Origin of the sequence: Pseudomonas sp. AM4(2022) (genome assembly GCF_036346515.1) — a bacterium.
Classification (GTDB): domain Bacteria; phylum Pseudomonadota; class Gammaproteobacteria; order Pseudomonadales; family Pseudomonadaceae; genus Aquipseudomonas; species Aquipseudomonas paracarnis.
Genome location: NZ_JAOTNW010000009.1, coordinates 108,180 through 124,074 on the forward strand (window position 1 = coordinate 108,180; position 15,895 = coordinate 124,074).

Sequence of the window (15,895 nt, forward strand, 5' to 3'; positions counted from 1 at the left end):
GCTCCATCAGTGGGTAGTCGGGGACAGTGGGGCGCTGTAGTGCACGTCGCTGACGGCTTCGCTTTCGTCCTCTTCCTGCTCCAGGCGCACCAAGTGGGCGGGTACGCCGGTGGCAGCGCCCCAGTAGTAAATGCCCAGGGCGCAGGCTGCCACCACCACGGTGTCAAACGGGTGGCTGATCACACCGATACCGCCAAAGCTGCCGAGCTTGGAGAGCAAAATGGTCACGGCGTAGAAGCCGATCAACCAGGCCGAAGAGCGCACTTGCTGCTTGATATTGAGGTGCGCGGTCGGTACCCAGCGTGCACAGAGCAGGTACACCACAAACATCAGGATTTGCAGGCCCAACAGCCACGACACCGTGCTCCAGCCCGACCAGTACACGATCAGCGCAGCGATGATGAACGACAGCGGCCCTAGCACTGCCATGCCCTTTACCCGAAACGGGCGCGCCATGTCGGGTGCATTGCGGCGTAGGGCGGCGACCGTCACCGGGGCGACCGCGTAACTGAGGATCAGGGCGGCAGACACCACGTTAATCAGCGCTTCCCAGGACGGGAACGGCAAGGTCCAGAACACCGACAGGCCAAAGGTCAGCCACAGCGCCGGGCGCGGGATGCCGGACTTTTCATCGATGCGCGTGAAGATCTTGAAGAAGGTGCCGGTCTGCGCCCAGCCATACACCACGCGCGGGGTGGCGTTCATGTAGATATTGCCGCAGCCGCTGGGAGAGATCACCGCATCGGCCACCACCAGGTAGGCCAGCCAGCCCACGCCCAGCGCCAGGGCGATATCGCGATAGGGCAGGGCCAGTTCCTTGCTGATGCCGGCCCAGCCATTGGCGAGCATTTCGGTAGGCACGCCGCCGAGGAACGCGGTTTGCAGCAGCACATAGATGGCGGTGGACAACAGTACCGAGAGGATCAAGGCGATGGGGATGGTGCGCTGTGGGTTCTTCACTTCGCTGGCCACCGAAATGATCGGCGTGAGCCCCAGGTAGGCAAAGATCACGCCGCCTGCCGACACGGCCATCTCGATGCCCGACAAGCCGAACGGCGCGAAGCCATGCACCTGGAAGTTCTCCGGCTTGAAGAAGGTGAACAGCACGCCGATCACCAGCAACGGCACGATGAACTTGAACACGCTCACCAGGTTATTGGCGATGGCAAAGGTTTTCACGCTGCGGTAATTGAGCACAAAGAACAGGCACAGCAAGGCAAATTGCACCAGCCAGCCCAGAGTGGTCGGGTCGCTGGAACCTGCCTTGGTCAGCTCCGGAAACCAGGCTGCGGCGTATTGGCGCGAGGCGACCACTTCAATTGCTACCAGGCTGGAAAAGGCGATCAGCGTGATAAAGCCCATCAAGTAGCCCAGCAGCGGGCCGTGGGAGTACACCGGGTAGCGCACCACGCCACCAGCGCGGGGCAGGGCAGCGCCGAGTTCGCAGTAGACAATGCCCAGCAGCAGCACGGCGAAACCACCGAGTAACCAGGAAAAAATCCCCGCCGGGCCTGCGATGGCCGACACGTGGCTGGCAGCGAACAACCAACCCGAACCGAAGATGGCCCCCAACCCGATAAAGGTGAGGTCCATCAGTGACAGCTGTTTCTTGAACTTGCCTTGGCCTGACATAGCGTCGCCTTCTTGTGAGTTATTGGATAGGCATGCAGTGGCGCTATCCTGAACCCATCTGCCAGGCTGACGATTGATGTTTTGCGCAGGCATGGATGACGAATTCAGCACAATTTTCTGCGCTCGACAGCACTCGCCCCATGGCGCAATCTGCTGGCTGTCGACGAATAAAGGGGCTGAGAAAGTCATGTTGCAGAGCGCGTTCGCGAGCCTTTTCCAGGGCAGCCGACCCCACAGCATCGAGCAGCTGTTGAGCGGGGTAGAGCAGTTGCTGCCGATGCTCGATGTACTGCCCAATGCCGCGATTTTCATCAAGGACATCGACGCTCGCTACGTGCTCGCCAACCGCACCCTGGTGCAACGCTGTGGCCTCAAGCACCTGCAACCGCTGCTGGGCAAGACCAGCGCCGAAGTGTTTCCCGCACAATTGGGCCCCGGCTATACCGAGCAGGACCGGCGGGTGCTGAAGCAGGGCCTGGTACTGGAGGATCAACTCGAATTGCACCTCTACGGCACCCGCGAACCGGGCTGGTGCCTGACCCACAAGTGGCCGCTGTACAACCAACTCGGCGCGATCATCGGCCTGGCCGGAATTTCGGTGGACTTGCAGTCTGCCAGCGAAACCCACCCGGCCTATCAGCGCCTGGCGGCGGTGGACGAACACATCCGCAGCCACTTCAACCGCCGTGTCACGCTGGGAGAATTGACCCGCATCGCCGGGATTTCCGTGGCGCAACTGGAGCGCTACTGCAAGCGCGTCTTTCACCTCACCCCCCGGCAAATGATCCAGAAAGTCCGGCTGGAACATGCCCGGCGGTTGTTGCATACCGAGCTGCCGATTACCGAGGTGGCGCTGCAATGCGGGTACACCGACCACAGCGCGTTTACCCGGCAGTTCAAATCTTCAACCGGGTTCACCCCGAGGCAGTACCGGCAAGCGACGCAAGGCGGCAGGCCAGATGAAAGTCTAATGTAGGAGCGAGCTTGCTCGCGAAAAACCCCAACGACAACGCGCGCTTTCTGAATGAACGCGGCGCCTGTGAGTTTTTCGCGAGCAAGCTCGCTCCTACAAGGTAAGCGTCCTATTGCAATGCAACGAATAGCGCCCTAGCCCCTCATATGCTTACACCGACCCTTTTCACCACGACAGGTACCAAGCTTATGACCGCGGCGAACAACGACCATGTGAACTGGCTGGTGCAACATTCCATGCTCCACGCAGCGCGGCAGCGGGCCAAGCTGTATTCGGGGCAAGGCCGCCTGTGGCAGCAACCCTATGCACAGACCCGGCCGCGTGACGCTTCAGCCTTGTCGTCGGTGTGGTTCACTGCCTACCCCGCCTCGATTGTCACCCGCGAAGGCGGCACCGTGCTGGAGGCGCTGGGGGACGAAACCTTGTGGCATACCCTGTCCAAGATCGGCATCCAGGGCATTCACAATGGCCCGTTGAAGAAGTCCGGTGGTTTGTCTGGCACCGAGCACACCCCGACCATCGACGGCAATTTCGACCGCATCAGCTTCGACATCGACCCGCAATTGGGCACCGAGGCGCAATTGCAGGCCTTGACGCGCATGGCTGCCGCGCACAACGCGGTGATCATCGACGATGTGATCCCGTCCCACACCGGCAAGGGTGCAGACTTTCGTCTGGCAGAAATGGCCTATGAGGACTATCCCGGCCTGTACCACATGGTCGAAATCCGCGAGGAAGACTGGCCGTTGCTGCCCGACGTGGCCGACGGGCGCGATGCACAAAACCTCAGCCCCTCCCAGGTAGACGCACTGCGCGACAAGCACTACATCGTCGGCCAATTGCAGCGGGTGATTTTCTTCGAGCCTGGCGTAAAAGAAACCGACTGGAGCGCCACCCCGGTAGTGCTCGGCGTGGATGGCAAGCCGCGGCGCTGGGTGTACCTGCATTACTTCAAGGAGGGCCAGCCGTCGCTCAACTGGCTTGACCCTTCGTTTGCTGCGCAGCAGATGATCATTGGTGATGCGCTGCACGCCATTGACGTGATGGGCGCGAAAATCCTGCGCCTGGACGCCAACGGCTTTCTCGGCGTGGAGCGCAAGCTCGACGGCACGGCCTGGTCCGAAAGCCATCCGCTGTCGATCACCGGCAATCAGCTACTCGGCGGCGCCATTCGCAAGGCGGGCGGGTTCAGCTTTCAGGAACTCAACCTCACTGTGGACGACATCGCGTCCATGTCCCACGGCGGCGCTGACCTGTCTTATGACTTCATCACCCGGCCCGCCTACCAGCATGCCTTGCTGATGGGCGACACCGAGTTCCTGCGCCTGATGCTGCGCCAGATGCACAGCCTCGGCATCGACCCCGGCTCGCTGATTCACGCGCTACAGAACCACGATGAACTGACCCTGGAGCTGGTGCACTTCTGGACGCTGCACGCCCATGACAGCTTCCTGTTCCAGGGCCAGACCTTCCCCGGCAACATCCTGCGCGAGCATATCCGCGAGCAGATGTACGAACGCCTGACCGGCGAACATGCGCCGTATAACCTCAAGTTCGTGACCAACGGCGTGTCTTGCACCACCGCCAGCATCATCACCGCAGCCCTGGGAATTCGTGACCTGGAGGCGATCACCCCGGCGGATATCCGGCAGATTCGCCAGATCCACTTGCTGCTGGTGATGTACAACGCCATGCAGCCTGGGGTGTTTGCCTTGTCCGGCTGGGACCTGGTGGGCGCGCTGCCGTTGGCGGCCGAAGACGTGGCGCACTTGATGGCCGATGGCGACACTCGCTGGATCCACCGTGGCGCCTATGATCTGGTAGACCTGAACCCCGACGCCGAACTGTCAGCCGGGCAAATGCCGCGCTCCAAAAGCCTGTATGGCAGCCTGAACAGCCAACTGCAGGACCCAGAGTCCTTTGCCTCCCAACTGCAAAAAATCCTCGCCGTGCGCCGCGCCTACGACATCGCCGCCAGCCGCCAGATCCTGGTGCCGGACGTCGAGCATCCAGGCTTGCTCATCATGGTTCATGAGCTACCAGCGGGTAAGGGCACGCAAATCACCGCGCTGAACTTTGGCGCCACGCCGATCACCGAAACCCTGCACCTGCCCAACATCGCCCCTGGGCCGGTGGTGGATATCATCAATGAGCGAGTGGAAGGCGATTTGACCGAGGAGGGCGCGTTCACGATCACGCTGGACGCCTATGAAGGGCTGGCGTTGCGGGTGGTGAGCAGCACGCCGATGTAAAGGCGACGAAACGATAACTGTGGCGAGGGAGCTTGCTCCCGTTGAACTGCGTAGCAGTCCCAGCCTTTTTGAACAAAAGAGCGGGGCCGCTTCGCGCCCCAACGGGAGCAAGCTCCCTCGCCACAGGTCAGTGTTTGTTCGCTAACAACGCCGTGCCACGCGATCAGTGGTGCTTGTTCTTGTGCTTATGCTTGTTGCCTTTGTGCTTGGCACCGCCTGAACGATGGCCGCTCTCGTCATCGGCCAGGTTATTACCCAGCGCGCCACCCGCAGCACCTCCCACGCCCGCGCCGATGGTCGAACCGGTAGAGCCACCCAGGCGATTGCCAATCAGCGAACCGCCTGCCGAGCCCAAACCGCCGCCAATCGCCGCTTCAGTCTTATTGCCTTTTTGCGCACCCACCGCACTCCCGGCTGCGCCACCTACGCCTGCGCCGATGGCCGCACCGGTCGAGCCACCAAGCTGCTGGCCCACCACGTTGCCCAACACACCGCCGACACCGCCTCCCAGCGCCGCCGTACCATCTCCAGCGGCCAAGGCCCCTTGGGAGATCAGAATGCCCAATGCCAGGGCCGGGAATGTCATTTTCATTTTTTTGTACCTCAAGGGCTGTCTCAGGCGCTCACGGGGTAAAGCACGCCTGGCATTTTGATTAGAGCACACGCCATAACACTTGGGCTTCGGTGATCGCCCCTTGCACAAGAAAAATTTTTTTCAGCCCTCTTGAATTCCTTTTGCGCGTCCATAAATTTTTGATCACGCGATGCCGAATCCGGGTCGCGTACTAAATCACTTGGAGAAACTCAGGAGATTTTAAAATGGCTACTACCCTGTCGTTGGCCCCACTGTTCCGTCAATCGGTGGGCTTTGATCGCTTCAATGACCTGTTCGAGTCGGCGCTGCGCAGCGAGGCTCCAAATTCCTATCCACCTCACAACGTGGAAAAGCACGGTGACGACGCATACCGCATCGTGATCGCTGTGGCTGGCCTGACCGAGGAGGATCTGGATATCCAGGTCGAGAGGGGTGTATTGACGGTTTCCGGCGGAAAACGCGAAACCGACGATAAGGTCGCTTACCTGCACCAGGGCATTGCCCAACGTGCGTTCCGGTTGTCGTTCCGCTTGGCGGACCATATTGAAGTACGTGGCGCATCCCTGACCAACGGGTTGCTCAACATCGACCTGCTGCGTGAAGTGCCTGAAGAGGCCAAGCCAAAACGCATCATGATTGGTGGCGAGGCCAAACCCGAGCTGCGTCAGGTCAGCTTGCAATAAAACAATCGGCGGTAAAAAGGCGCTCTACGGAGCGCCTTTTTTGTACGCGCTGCCAACGCAGGCGCGCTAAGCCTGGGTGTTGGGTGCAAACAACCGCCTGGCCTCGGCAAAGCATTTCTCTGCGACGGCCGAGCGTGGTTCGGTCTTGCGCATCACCATACCCAGGGGCGTGCGGCTGCATTGTTCCATTTTTGAGATGGAGCGGCCCGTTTCAGCCACTACCTAACCCTGAACGCGATGATTAAGGTGGTTCCACTGTTTTTTTGGGTGGGCCTGCTGACACACGTCCAGGTCGTTGCCCAAGCGTGTCTGTACAGGAAGTGCAGGCACGGCCGGGCGCAGTTCCGGCGCACACGCCAGGGAGGTATCGCCAAGCAAGAGGAAATGCAAATGACTGCATCAGGTAACGCTGCAAACTTCAATGGTCAAAAGCCGACGATTGACCCCGCTGACACCGCCATGTTGCTGATCGACCACCAGAGTGGTCTGTTCCAGATCGTCAAGGACATTGATGTTCCTCAATTGCGCGCCAATGCCATCGCGCTGGCCAAGGCCGCGACCCTCCTGAAAATACCGGTCATCACCACCGCCTCGGTGCCGCAAGGTCCCAACGGCCCGTTGATCCCGGAAATCCACGAAGCCGCGCCGCACGCCCAGTACGTGGCCCGCCGCGGCGAAATCAACGCGTGGGACAACCCCGAGTTCCATGCCGCCGTCAAAGCCACCGGCAAGAAGACCCTGGTGATCGCCGGCACCCTGACCAGCGTATGCCTGGCGTTCCCGTCCATTGCGGCGGTACATGAAGGCTACAAGGTGTTCGCGGTGGTCGATGCCTCGGGCAACCACTCCAGGCTGGCCACCGACCTGACCGTTGCACGCCTGGCCCAGGCCGGCGTGGTGCCGATCGACATCATGGGCACGCTGTCGGAGTTGCAAGGCTCCTGGAACCGCCCGGATGCCCAGGAGTGGGCCAACGTCTACACCCAGGCCATGCCGCACTATCAGCTTCTGATCGAGAGCTACATCAAGGCTCAGGAAGTGGCAAACAATCATGAAGAACTAGACTCACAGCGCAAGTAAACACGCTGGGTTCTTTACGGGGCGCCCACTCGGGGCGTCATCTTCTTTATCAGGAGTACCACGATGTCTACACCTTACGTTCGCTTGGACAAAGACAACGCCGCTGTGCTGTTGGTCGACCATCAGGCCGGCTTGCTGTCATTGGTCCGCGATATCGACCCGGACAAATTCAAAAACAACGTGCTGGCCCTGGCTGACCTGGCCAAGTACTTCAAGTTGCCGACCATCCTCACCACCAGTTTCGAAACCGGCCCCAATGGCCCGCTGGTGCCCGAGCTCAAGGCACTGTTCCCGGATGCGCCGTACATTGCGCGCCCAGGCCAGATCAATGCCTGGGACAACGAAGACTTCGTCAAGGCCATCAAGGCCACCGGCAAGAAGCAATTGATCATTGCCGGCGTCGTGACCGAAGTGTGCGTGGCGTTCCCGGCGCTGTCGGCCCTGGCCGAAGGCTTTGAAGTGTTTGTGGTCACCGACGCCTCCGGCACTTTCAACGAACTGACCCAGCAATCGGCCTGGGCCCGCATGTCGGCCAACGGCGCGCAACTGATGACCTGGTTTGGCCTGGCCTGTGAGCTGCACCGTGACTGGCGCAACGACATCGAGGGCTTGGGGACGTTGTTCTCCAACCACATTCCGGACTACCGCAACCTGTTCACCAGCTACAACGCGTTGACTGAAGGCAAGTAAGCCGAGCATGGGGACTGTGCTGCGACAGGCAGTCCTCATTTCAACCTAACACCAGGTGCGTTCAGATGAGCATGAACCGGTTTCCAGCTAACGGCCTGTTATGAATTGGGCACAGCTTTTGACCAAAGGTTGTGTGTCGGTCCGCAGGCCTTGGCAGCCCGCTTGAGCCGTTTATGCAGCCCCTGATCAACTATTTCAAAGTGGTGTTCAATCCAGGTATGGGCGCGCTGCTATTTGCGTTGCGCACCGTTGCAGCCGGATTGTTGACCTTGTATCTGGCCTTCATCTTCGACCTTGATCAGCCAAAATGGTCAGTGATGGCGGTGATTATCGTCAGCCAACCCTTGGGTGGCATGGCGTTGCAGCGTAGTTTTTCACAGATTATCGGCACGCTGGTCGGTGCGGCGGTAGCGGTGCTGATCATGGGCATTTTCCCCCAGGCACCGGTCCCATTCATTGTCACCTTGTCGCTGTGGCTGGCGTTCTGCACGGCGGGTGGCACGTTGCTGCGCTACACCAGTTCCCACGCCTTTGTGCTCAGCGGGTTTACGGCGGTCGTTGTTGGGCTGCTTGCTGTACCGGAGCAGGATAATACCTTGATGCTGGCGATCACCCGACTCACTGAGACGCTGTTGGCGGTTGCCTGTGTCGGCGTGGTCAGCCTGTTGACGGCGCGCCCGGAAGCGGTCGCCCGGGGGTACTTTGCCAAAGTAGATCAAGTCCTGAAATTGATGGCGGCCCATGCGGCGGCGGTGATCCGTACCGAGGAGAGCGAGGCCGATTTCCGTAAGCGCCAGATGCAGTTACTCGGAGAAATCAACGCACTGGAAGGCCTGCGCCGGCATTTGTATTTCGATGCGCCACGGTTGCGCAGTGCCAACGGCCTGGTGCAACTGCTGGGTAATCAATTGGTATTGCTGACGTCACGCCTGACGGTGCTGCGTCGTCAACGCACGCTGATAGGTGAGCGTTGGCAAGGTGAGCTTCCCGAAGACATTCAACAGCTGCGCGCTGACGAACTGGCGTTCCTGGATGAGTTGGCAGTGGCGGGGCGTTCATTATCGACGCAGGCGCGCCAGCGCTTTAGCGTGTTGCAGCAGCGCTTTGACCAGCAGGCCAATAAGGTTGAGCAACGTGATGAGCCCATAACAGGTACGTTACGCGCGCTGGCGTGGGCCTTGCGTTGGGAGCAGGCCAGGCTGTTGCAACAACTGGAAGAGATCCTGCAACTGAGCGATGCCATTCAGGAGGGCCGTCCGGCCAACTGCCTGCACCGCCAGAGCCGAAGTAATCCGCTGTACCTGGACTGGCGCCTGGCGGGAATGAACGCTGCCCGTGCGTTTATTGCCTTGCTTGTGTGTGGATTGATCTGGATCGAAACGGCTTGGGATGGCGCCCGGGCAGGGATGATCCTGGTAGGGATCCTGTGCTCATTGATGGCGACCTTTCCACGCCCCCTGGCAGCGAGCCAGAACTACGCACGTGGGTTTGGCCTGTCGCTGGTGATTTCAGCGGTCTATCAATTCATGCTGGTGCCCGCCATTGGCGACGTCGAAATGCTGCTGTTGATTCTGGCGCCGCTGCTCTATGTGATCGCCGTGGGCCTGGCCAGCCCGCTGACTGCCGGGATAGGCATGGGCCTGGGACTTTCGACCTTCCTGATGGTGGGCCCGCAGAATATCGGGGCCTGGCAAAACACCGCGAGTCAGTGGTTCGAATTTGCCGGTGCCTATATCGGGGCTTGCACCTTGTCGTTACTGGTGTACTCCTGGGTGTTTCCATTCAATCCGGCCCGGCGCATTCACCGTCTGTTCGATGAGAGCCGGGAGCAGGTCTACGTATTGCTCAAGACCTCAGCGACGGATCAGCAGCAGTTCGCCTTTGAAAGCCGGATGATGGATCGCCTGACCATGATGCTGGGTTTGTTGCCCGCGACCAAAGACCCGCGAGCCCATGCGCTGTTCGAGGTCACTCTGGCCTGCATGGCCCTGGGCGTGGCGTTGAACCAGCTCAAACAACAAGGGCAGAACAATACATTGCTGACGGCGCAAACCCAGGCCCGTTTGCAGTCGGTTCTGGACCAGTCAGGCCGTTATGTGGCGGGAAGGCCCACCGTCGACTGGCAGGCATTGACCGATGCATTGCGGCACCTGGGCGATGACCTGGACCAACTGCATGCCGCTGAGCTTTCGTCCGGGCATGAACAGCTCTGGTCGGTGTTTCGCATTCGCGTGGCACTGCTGATCGTTGCCTCGTTTATTGAGCGCTACCGCGAATTTCTTGAGCTCGATGAAAAAGGAGTGCCGTCTCTTGCCCATTGATTTTGAGGTAGGTGGCGTCTACCTGCCGCCCATTGCGCAGGCTTTGCTGCTGGCGCTGCCGATTTTCATGGTGCTGGGCTGGTCCTTGCGTCGGCTGGGCGTGCTGCGCTTCGTGTGGCATGAGGCGCTGTTCGAAGGCGCGCTCTATGTCTGCGTGTGTGCTGTTGTGATTCTAGTAATGGGAGCCTCGTCACCTTGAAAAAATACATCGCCCAACTGATTACTCTAGCGGTTGTCTTGCTGGCGCTGGTCCTGGGCTGGTTCGCCTGGGAGCACTACACCCGTTCACCCTGGACCCGCGATGCCAGGGTGCGCGCTGATGTGGTGACGTTGTCGGCGGACGTCTCCGGGCTGATCGCCAGTTTGCGGGTGCAGGATAACCAGCATGTGAGTAAAGGTGACCTGCTACTGCAAATCGACCCGGCGCGTTATGCCCTGGCGGTCGAGCACGCACGACGCTCTGTTGAAGTGGCCCAGGCCGCAATGGGCCAGTCGGAGGCTGCAATCATTGCCAGCCAGGCGCAGCTCAAACAGCGCCAAAGTGAAGAGCGGCGCCGGCGTAGCCTCAAACAAGGGTTCGCCATCTCCGGTGAGGAGTGGGAGAAGTCCAATACCGACGTGGCTATCGCTCAGGCGCAGTTGCTCAGCAATCAGGCCAACCTGGGGCTGGCCCAAGCCAATGTGCAACTGGCAAAGGCTGCCTTGACCCAGGCCGAACTCGACCTGCAGCGCACCCGGGTGGTGGCGCCAGTCAGCGGCTATGTGACCAACCTGCTGACCCGCCAGGGCGATTACGCCAGTGCCGGCGGTGCCTTGCTGGCGTTGGTGGACAGCGACTCGTTTTATGTCAGTGGCTACTTTGAGGAAACCAAGTTACCGCGCATCGCGCAGGGTAATCCAGTGCGGATCCAGTTGATGAGTGGCGAGACCTTTAGCGGAACCGTGCAGAGCATCGCCTTCGCCATTACCGACCGGGAGAACGCGCCAGGCAGTCGCTTGCTGGCCAACATCAACCCCAGCTACACCTGGGTCAAGCTGGCCCAGCGGGTCCCCGTAAGAATCAGGATCGATCCTGCCTATGCCGCCAAGGACCGCTTGCGCGCAGGCACTACGGCGACGGTGACGGTGCTTGAACAACAGGAGCAACGCTGATGAGTGTGTCACTGCGCCGGCTTATAAGGGTCTCAATCTCGCTGACTGTCTCATTGTCGGCGACAGGGGCCTATGCCGATAACTCCATGGACCAGAGAGATAACCTCAGCACCGGTATCAATGAGCGCCAAAAGGCTGAGCTGTCTGTCACGCCGGGGTTTGTCAGCGGCTCGTCTCTTAACGGCTTGCTGCGCAATTACTACCTGGGCCGCGATAACCACAACACACCGTCCAGGCGTGACCAGCGCGAATGGGTGCAGGGCGTGTACTTGTCCTTTCGTTCGGGATACACCGACACACCCATTGGTGTCGGGCTCGATGTGCATGGTTTTTATGGGCTCAAGCTGGATGGAGGAGGGGGCAGCGGTGGGGCCGGCTTGCTGCCGCTGGACTCAAAAGGTGCGCCAGAGTCAGACTTCTCGGCTGCGGGCGCGGCGCTCAAGTTGCGCGGGTTTGACAGCTTGATGCAGGCAGGTGATCAGTACCTTGAAAACCCGCTGATCGCCAGTGGCGTCAGCCGAGTCTTTCCCCAGACATTTCGCGGTGTCACGCTCAAGAACTACAGCCTGGAACACCTGACACTGGACACTGGCTGGATCGACTCAACACGCCAGCGCAACCAGAGCGGTCAAAGCCACTTGACCACCAGTTACGGCACCGGCAACAAGGCCGGCGTGGCCGCTGATCGCGAAAGCGCGTCCATGAGTTGGCTGGGTGGCGTTTACGCTGTGCCCGGCGCAATAACAGTGACCCTGTATGGCGGCCAATTGAGTGATATCTGGAACCAGTACTATGCCGGGGTCAGCCAGCCATTCAAGCTGACGCCTGGGCTTACGCTGACACCGTACCTGCGTTACTTCAAAACCCGCGATCAGGGCCAGCGCCAGTTGGGCCATATCGACAACAACACTTATAGCGGTGGCCTGACGCTGTCCGGCGCAGGCCAGAGCCTGACCCTGGGGCTGCAGAAGGTGGACGGCGACACGCCGTTTGACTACATGGTCCAGGACGACCGGACCTTCCTTTATCTGGGAAACTCCCAGCAATACGCAGACTTTAATGCGCCCGGCGAAAAGTCTTGGAAGATTCAATACCAGACCAGCCTGGCGTTTATCAACGCGCCGGATTTCCAGCTCAGCACCTCCTACACCCGCGGCGAAGCGGACTTGACCCGGGTCGATCCCAATAGCACAGGCTACGGCTACATCTATAACGCCGCCGGCAAAGATGCACACCATTGGGAGCGGGACGTCGCCCTGCGCTATGCGGTGCCAGACGGCAAGGCCAAAGGCTTGAATATCACCCTGCGCTGGGCCGCACACCGTTCAGCACAGGGGTATACCGCACCGGGCAACACCCGTGGTAATTCAAACGCCGATGAGTACCGGGTGATTGTCGATTACCCATTCAGTGTTTTCTAGTCGTTATTCAATGAAGGTGTTGTATGAGTCAAACCCAATGGATTCGGGTGCTGGGCATCAGCTCGGCACTGGCCTGCGCCACGAGCGAGGCTGACAGCGTCAGCCTGCCGCCCCTGGCCCTGGGCAATGCCAGCTTCATGGATGGGGTCGCCGGTCCCGGTGGGTTGTTCGAGTTACCGGTGCAGTATTACCGCAGCAACTCGGCCTACGATGCTCACGGCCATTCGCGCCCGGGTCGCCAGCAGGTGCACAGCACCACGGTACTGCCGCACCTGGCTTACTTCAGCGACAAGACTTTGCTGGGGGCGAACTATGGCGCCGAAGTGCTGCTGCCACTGGTGAACCTGGATATAGATATTGATCAGGGCCCCAAGGGACGACGGACGCGCCAGGGTGACGTGATCGTCAGCCCGTTTCTGTTGCAATGGGCCCCGGTGTCGTTCTTCGGCCGCCCGTACTGGCAGCGCTTGAATTTCGTGTTCTCCTTGCCGACGGGTTCCTATAACAAGGATTCGAGCCTCAATACCGGGAGCAATGTCTGGGTGTTCAACCCCCATTACGTGTTCACCTGGGAGTTGACTGACCGCCTGGAGGTCAGTGGTCGTTTCAATTATGCGTGGTCAAGCCGCAATAACGATCCTGCGTCAGTCCTGCAAGCCGGCAGTATCCAGCCGGGAGAGGCGTTTCATAGCAACCTGTCGGTTTCTTATGCCGTTGCCGAGAAGTGGCGTATCGGCGTTGCAGGCTATCAACTCAATCAGATCAGCGATGACCGCATTGATGGGCATCGCCAGCGTGACTCCAGGGAACAGGTGACAGGGATCGGGCCAGGGGTGATGTACCAGCAGGGAAACCAGACATTCTTCGCCAATCTGTATGTTGAAAGTGGCGCTGAAAACCGCGCGCAGGGCACCCAGTTGACGCTACGTTATCTGCGTGGGTTCTAGGGCCGATCCTCTCGTTACAACCCAAGGGAACACTCAAGTCATGTACCACCGAATCTCAGTACCGCTGGCACTGATAGCGATGACGATGCTCTCTGCCTGCTCCACCCCGTTGACCGAGCAGGGCCTTGGCGTCAATTTGGTCACCGCTTCATCCTCGAATCAATGCAACCTGATCAAGATGTTCACCGTACGCGGATCCGGCCCGGATGAAACGTTACGCCTGGCATTCAATGCCGCAGGTGCCCTGGGGGCTGACAGCATGGCTGTGGCAGACGGCAAGGAAACCTCCGAGGGAGCCGAGATCACGGGGGCTGCGTTGATGTGCCGCAAGTGATGAACGCAGAGTCAGACCTGGCTACCGAGTTGCCAGCCCGTTGATGAAAATCGCTGTGGTTTCGCTGATAAGGTGCTCGCGCGCCGCTTTTCCCGGGCATGGGCTAAGCCCGAGCAGGCAACGCAACTGCAGGTCACCGGTCAGCGCATCGAGGAAGATCTTGGCGCGGGTCTGCGGGTTGCCCGGGATGATCAACCTGGCTTCTTCGGCCCAGGTGAAGTAATCGGCCAGGCAGCTGTAGGCTGTGGCGGGCGCAGCCTCGAAGAACGACTTTGCAGCCTCCGGGGCGCGCAGGGCCTCGGACACGATCAGGCGATGCAGGGCAAGGGTGCGGGGCGACAGCACCACATCCAGAAAGACCCGGGCAATGGTGGTCAGCGCCTCCTTTAGCGGCTTCTGGGCGAGACTCATGTGGGTCAGCGGGCTCACGTTCTCGGCGCAGAGCTGTTCGATAATCGCCGCGAACAACCCTTCCTTGCCGCCGAAGTAGGCATACAGCGTGCGCTTGGAGCCGCCGATTTTGGCGATGATCCCGTCAACGCTGACCCCCGAATAACCTTCTGCGAGAAACATATCAGTTGCAACCTGAAGAATACTTTGACGCTTTGCGGCTTGCCTCGGGGTAGGGGTTTGCATGTGGCTCGGCTATTCCTGAAAAGAACAATTCAAAAGTTCGCCTAGCCTACGCCGCTCTGCATAAGCCTTCCAGCCGCTGCGTGGGACGAATCAGGCATTTGTCCCTGAATATTATTTGTAAAAACCATTTGATTGCCCTTGACGAGTGTTTGATTTCGGCGCATTTTCAGCAAAAGGGTACGGTAACGTACCGTACCATTTCATAACAACAATAGAGGTACTGAACATGCGTTTCGTGCATTTTCTGGAAGGTTCCACTAAAGGCCTGGCGATTGAGCAAGCAGGTGTTATGCGGGGCTTGACCACTCAGGAAAGCGGTTATCCAGGCACCCTGGAAAGCCTGCTCAACGCTGGCCCCCAGGCACTTCAAGCGGCCCATCAGCGCTTGAGTGACGCGCGTTTGCTCGATCCATCGAAGCTGCGCTACCTGCCGCCGCTGGAGCGTCCGGGCAAGATCGTGTGTGTCGGCTTGAACTATGCCGATCACACCAAGGAGAGCCCCTACGAACAGCCCACCTATCCGACCTTTTTCCCGCGTTTCAGTACCAGCCTGATCGGCCATGGCGAACCGATCTTGCGCCCACGTGTCTCCGAACAATTGGATTACGAAGGGGAGTTGGCTGTGGTGATCGGCACCGGCGGTCGGCATATCTCCCGTGAGCGGGCCCTGGCACATGTGGCGGGCTATGCGATCTTCAATGAGGCGTCGGTGCGCGATTACCAGTTCAAATCGCCACAATGGACCATTGGCAAGAACTTCGACGCCACCGGCGCGTTTGGTCCGACCTTCGTCAGTGCAGACGAACTGCCAGCGGGGGCAGTCGGCCTCAACCTGGTGACCCGCCTCAATGGCACGGTGGTGCAGCAGGGCAATACCGCCGACATGATCTTTGGGGTCGCCGAACTGATCGCCGTGCTCAGTGAAGCGGTGACCCTGGAACCCGGTGACGTGATCGTCACCGGCACCCCGGCAGGGATTGGCTGGGCGCGACGCCCGCCACTGTTCATGAAGCCTGGCGACCTCTGCACCGTGGAGATCGAAGGCCTTGGCACCTTGAGCAACCTGATCGCCGACGAACCTTCAGCGGCCTGAGTCCACGCCTCAGTTTTTTCGAGCGCGCAGCACAACCGACCCACCGTCACTACGGTGGGCAGCGATCCCGGCTGCCCTGGTTTTGA

The 15,895-nt window shown here is 59.9% G+C and carries 15 protein-coding genes and 1 pseudogene; 12 read left to right on the forward strand and 4 right to left on the reverse strand.

The genetic code is table 11. The features are described 5' to 3' along the window. Positions 1-6: 6 nt before the first annotated feature. On the reverse strand, positions 7-1,632 hold the full coding sequence (locus ODQ19_RS14485; RefSeq protein WP_330210422.1) for an APC family permease: 1,626 nt from the start codon (positions 1,630-1,632) through the stop codon (positions 7-9). Between the two features lie 187 nt (positions 1,633-1,819). Here ODQ19_RS14485 and ODQ19_RS14490 point away from each other — a divergent pair, with 187 nt between their 5' ends. Together ODQ19_RS14490 and treS are read left to right on the forward strand one after the other, a co-directional pair. Further along, positions 1,820-2,608, forward strand: coding sequence for an AraC family transcriptional regulator (locus ODQ19_RS14490; protein ID WP_330210423.1), 789 nt, complete (start codon positions 1,820-1,822; stop codon positions 2,606-2,608). Positions 2,609-2,793: 185 nt separating this feature from the next. Continuing rightward, positions 2,794-4,857: a maltose alpha-D-glucosyltransferase gene (gene treS / locus ODQ19_RS14495; protein WP_330210424.1), complete on the forward strand. Its 2,064-nt coding sequence runs from the start codon at positions 2,794-2,796 to the stop codon at positions 4,855-4,857. 163 nt (positions 4,858-5,020) lie between these two features. On the opposite strand, the gene ODQ19_RS14500 is transcribed toward treS, so the two are convergent. Beyond that, positions 5,021-5,449, reverse strand: coding sequence for a glycine zipper domain-containing protein (locus tag ODQ19_RS14500; RefSeq protein ID WP_330210425.1), 429 nt, complete (start codon positions 5,447-5,449; stop codon positions 5,021-5,023). A 227-nt stretch (positions 5,450-5,676) separates the two neighbouring features. Here ODQ19_RS14500 and ODQ19_RS14505 point away from each other — a divergent pair, with 227 nt between their 5' ends. Then, positions 5,677-6,135, forward strand: a complete 459-nt coding sequence (locus ODQ19_RS14505; protein WP_003191546.1) for an Hsp20 family protein — start codon at positions 5,677-5,679, stop codon at positions 6,133-6,135. Positions 6,136-6,201: 66 nt separating this feature from the next. Here ODQ19_RS14505 and ODQ19_RS14510 read toward each other — a convergent pair. Then, a pseudogene (locus ODQ19_RS14510) lies at positions 6,202-6,303 on the reverse strand (LysR family transcriptional regulator); the annotation flags it as partial. Between the two features lie 222 nt (positions 6,304-6,525). On the opposite strand from ODQ19_RS14510, the gene ODQ19_RS14515 reads away from it, so the two are divergent. The 8 genes from ODQ19_RS14515 (at position 6,526) to ODQ19_RS14550 (ending at position 14,080) form a co-directional block, all read left to right on the forward strand. Beyond that, positions 6,526-7,215 carry an isochorismatase family protein gene (locus tag ODQ19_RS14515; RefSeq protein ID WP_116667448.1) on the forward strand — a complete coding sequence of 230 codons (690 nt, stop codon included), beginning with the start codon at positions 6,526-6,528 and terminating at the stop codon, positions 7,213-7,215. A 63-nt stretch (positions 7,216-7,278) separates the two neighbouring features. Then, on the forward strand, positions 7,279-7,905 hold the full coding sequence (gene ycaC / locus ODQ19_RS14520) for an isochorismate family cysteine hydrolase YcaC (protein ID WP_003191542.1): 627 nt from the start codon (positions 7,279-7,281) through the stop codon (positions 7,903-7,905). A 173-nt stretch (positions 7,906-8,078) separates the two neighbouring features. After that, complete coding sequence (locus tag ODQ19_RS14525) at positions 8,079-10,226, forward strand: FUSC family protein (protein WP_330210426.1); 2,148 nt, start codon at positions 8,079-8,081, stop codon at positions 10,224-10,226. Next, complete coding sequence (locus ODQ19_RS14530) at positions 10,216-10,425, forward strand: DUF1656 domain-containing protein (RefSeq protein ID WP_116667450.1); 210 nt, start codon at positions 10,216-10,218, stop codon at positions 10,423-10,425. The genes ODQ19_RS14525 and ODQ19_RS14530 overlap by 11 nt, the downstream gene beginning before the upstream one ends. Beyond that, entirely contained in the window at positions 10,422-11,378 is a 957-nt protein-coding gene (locus ODQ19_RS14535) for an HlyD family efflux transporter periplasmic adaptor subunit (protein WP_003191534.1), read from the forward strand. Before ODQ19_RS14530 ends, ODQ19_RS14535 begins: the two co-directional genes overlap by 4 nt. Beyond that, positions 11,378-12,799 (forward strand): OprD family outer membrane porin, encoded by a 1,422-nt coding sequence (locus ODQ19_RS14540; protein WP_330210427.1) that lies wholly within the window; start codon positions 11,378-11,380, stop codon positions 12,797-12,799. The genes ODQ19_RS14535 and ODQ19_RS14540 overlap by 1 nt, the downstream gene beginning before the upstream one ends. Positions 12,800-12,822: 23 nt before the next feature. Continuing rightward, complete coding sequence (locus tag ODQ19_RS14545; RefSeq protein WP_330210428.1) at positions 12,823-13,746, forward strand: SphA family protein; 924 nt, start codon at positions 12,823-12,825, stop codon at positions 13,744-13,746. Positions 13,747-13,786: 40 nt separating this feature from the next. Continuing rightward, on the forward strand, positions 13,787-14,080 hold the full coding sequence (locus tag ODQ19_RS14550; protein WP_330210429.1) for a hypothetical protein: 294 nt from the start codon (positions 13,787-13,789) through the stop codon (positions 14,078-14,080). 21 nt (positions 14,081-14,101) lie between these two features. Here the strand turns inward: ODQ19_RS14550 and ODQ19_RS14555 are convergent, their stop codons facing one another. Continuing rightward, positions 14,102-14,716 (reverse strand): TetR/AcrR family transcriptional regulator, encoded by a 615-nt coding sequence (locus ODQ19_RS14555; RefSeq protein WP_330210430.1) that lies wholly within the window; start codon positions 14,714-14,716, stop codon positions 14,102-14,104. Positions 14,717-14,942: 226 nt separating this feature from the next. Here ODQ19_RS14555 and ODQ19_RS14560 point away from each other — a divergent pair, with 226 nt between their 5' ends. Beyond that, positions 14,943-15,809 carry a fumarylacetoacetate hydrolase family protein gene (locus ODQ19_RS14560; RefSeq protein WP_330210431.1) on the forward strand — a complete coding sequence of 289 codons (867 nt, stop codon included), beginning with the start codon at positions 14,943-14,945 and terminating at the stop codon, positions 15,807-15,809. Positions 15,810-15,895: the final 86 nt, after the last annotated feature.